We start from the raw sequence: 2,594 nt of genomic DNA, 5'->3' as shown, positions 1-2,594 counted from the left end.
TGGGAGAGATCTTTCATCCTTACATGTAGGGAGCAATTTTCAAAGTCGATCATATGGATTTTGAGCTGTTTGTCTTTAATCAGATTGGGATAATTATAGTCGCCGTGTATAAATGCGGCGGCTTTTTGCTCCTGAACAATGGCTTCTCTAACTTTGGGCTGCTGTAGGCGATGGGACACTTCTTCACAAAGAGCTACGAGATGTGCTGTGCCTCTGTATGGGATGAGGCGTTTTTTGTATCCAGCTATTTCATCGCTCAAGCCTTCATAACGGATTCTGGATGGCGGAGCTTCAGTGATAGGAAAGCTAACGGCACTGGAATGGAATTTGGCTAAAGTAGCAATTCCCTTTTTGAAGTCTATTCTTTTTGTGAATTCTGGTCTGAGTCCATGAACCCAATTGGTTAATGTATACGAAACACCTTCATAGGTCATGTAAGCCGTTTGTTGTACTGTTGGATAGACCTTTTGGCTGCGTGTAAACCCGCGCTCATCCAAGTAGGACAAGACACGTGTAATAAAACGGATCTCTTCTTCCGGAAATTTGTAGGGTTTTAAGCAATAAGTCGTATTAGCGGTCTCAATCTTGTGAATGTCCTTCATTTGACGGGTACGATGAATTTTGATTCCGTACATCTGCTCAACGTTCGATAAAATCGACATTTTGATCCTCACTTTCTTTTATACATGAGCCCACTCCTGCAAAATATGGATGATTTGTAATCGAAGAGGCCACGACTGATCCCAATTGTCCAGGATTTCGCGATCTCTTGAACGATTCGGGTGTCGGGAAGCATGCCAGGCTTCTCGTGGTAGTTTATATAAAGCTGTAACAATCTTCCGTTCAGTACGGCTTAGTGGTTTACGCTTTTGGTATCCCTTCAGCAAGGATTGCACAAATTCAGGATTGAATTGAGTCGTATTCATAAGGGCCTTTGCCAAATCAGCATAGATTGAGCCGATCTTAGCCCGATCCCAATCAATGATTTTGAGATGACCGTCATCCGAAATAATGACATTTGGGGTAGTGATATCACTGTGTATCAAGGAGGGATGCCGATGTTCCATCCGAAGCAGCCTTATGATGGATGCATCCTGCAAATCCTTCCATGCTCGCCTGGATAAACGTTTGCAGTCTTCGCCGTGAGCATTGTACCAGTTGCGGTACGTTTTATCATGGCGACTGTTTTTTATCATTTTTCTTTGAAAAAGACGATCCTGGTTTTTCCATATCCGCAATTGTTGAATGGTTGGAGGGGACTTTCCTTTATCCATCCGATGCAAGCCGGTGGAGGTGGCGTGAAGTGTGGCAAGTGCCCGCCCCAGTTTTTCGAAATCTTCAGCGGTCTCCAGTCCCCGTCCTTTGATCCACTGACTTACATAAAATGGCGTTCCTTGATGTAGAGTCCATAACTTACCGGAATGAGTGGGGAGCCATGCGGGCATGTAGGTATACTTTCTCTTTTTCAAAAGCCTTATATGACTCGCAGCTCGTTCCATCTGTTGAATCGTATTTGAACGGATCATCTTTGTACGACTAAAGGGCTTTAATGCATAAGTTCCCTTTTTCGTTTTCACCTGGATCACTGCATTTTTTCGGTATAATGATGAGACTAAGCTTGATTTTAACGGGATCAGGCCGAAACGACGGGTGATTTTGCGAATCTGTGCTTTAGTATAGGATTTCGCCATAAGAACCTCACTTGACTTTGGATTGAAGAAAAAGGTAATCCTCTGTTAGTTATCAGTCTATTCATGAAGAAATAATAGGTGCAGTTTTATGAAGCGATCTTCGTTCTTTTCCTATGTCACATTGGTCAAAAAAACGGAGCAGCGAAAGTTCGCTGCTCCGTATTAATTAGCTCTGTATTTAGTTACCCTGATTATGACCTGGGTGATTAATATTCGTTGTCATCATCATCTTCGTCTGTATCCACGATTGCGCCAGATGATGCATGGATTTCAAGCTCAACGGTTCCTTCGTTGGTGAGTACCTTTACCTCGTAGATGAACTGTCCATCTTCCTTATCCAATTTAGAAGACAAAAGGGTACTCCCGGGTACGTGCTTAAGCGCAATTTGTCCAGCCTGTTTTTCAGTCAGGGTGATGTGATTTGGCTTGTTAAGGGAGGACTCGTCATTCGAGTCATGATCAAGCTCAGAATGGGAACGGATGGTTTTCCCAGTATAAGCATCAACATCTATATCCCAATCTTTATCCCCTTGCTGGAGATCCACCTCATAGTAGACTTTTCCGTTCTTGCGCTCCAGTTCGACATCTTCAACTTGTGCATTATTCCCCACAGCCTTCTTGGCAATGTTGGCAGCGGCGGTCGCTCCAATAAGGCTCGTAGGTTTAGCGGCCCATACGGCATTCGCTGAGACACCCGTAACTGTAACTCCAAGCAGAACCGTGGCTGCCATAATTCCTAATGTATAGTTTTTTTTCATTACATAATTCCTCCTTGTGCTATAAGCATGAATACAGCTTATCTCTTGAACATGAGAGGAACATAATAGAATCATGAGAAAACCATGAGAAAACATGAGCTGAGATGATCATCAAGTCGTCATGATTCGTTGTGCTCCTGTTTTT

3 protein-coding genes are annotated in these 2,594 nt (G+C 43.4%); all 3 read right to left on the bottom strand.

The features are described from left to right. Window positions 1-662: phosphotransferase (locus GRP75_RS23995; RefSeq protein WP_160790569.1), on the bottom strand; the 662-nt coding region annotated here is incomplete at its 3' end. Between the two features lie 18 nt (window positions 663-680). Continuing rightward, window positions 681-1,691 carry an aminoglycoside phosphotransferase family protein gene (locus GRP75_RS23990; RefSeq protein ID WP_028542948.1) on the bottom strand — a complete coding sequence of 337 codons (1,011 nt, stop codon included), beginning with the start codon at window positions 1,689-1,691 and terminating at the stop codon, window positions 681-683. Between the two features lie 206 nt (window positions 1,692-1,897). Then, on the bottom strand, window positions 1,898-2,449 hold the full coding sequence (locus tag GRP75_RS23985) for a PepSY domain-containing protein (protein ID WP_160790568.1): 552 nt from the start codon (window positions 2,447-2,449) through the stop codon (window positions 1,898-1,900). Window positions 2,450-2,594 lie beyond the last annotated feature (145 nt).

It is taken from the genome of Paenibacillus sp. OT2-17 (assembly GCF_009827695.1).
In the GTDB taxonomy this organism is placed as follows: Bacteria; Bacillota; Bacilli; order Paenibacillales; family Paenibacillaceae; genus Paenibacillus; species Paenibacillus polymyxa_B.
The sequence above is the reverse complement of the archived record's forward strand: the minus strand, read 5'-3'. Positions and strand labels throughout refer to the sequence as shown.

Bases quoted from the DNA above. Each gene is read 5' to 3' on its own strand.
- GRP75_RS23990 (WP_028542948.1), bottom strand. From the start codon at position 1,691: ATGGCGAAATCCTATACTAAAGCACAGATTCGCAAAATCACCCGTCGT.
- GRP75_RS23985 (WP_160790568.1), bottom strand. From the start codon at position 2,449: ATGAAAAAAAACTATACATTAGGAATTATGGCAGCCACGGTTCTGCTT.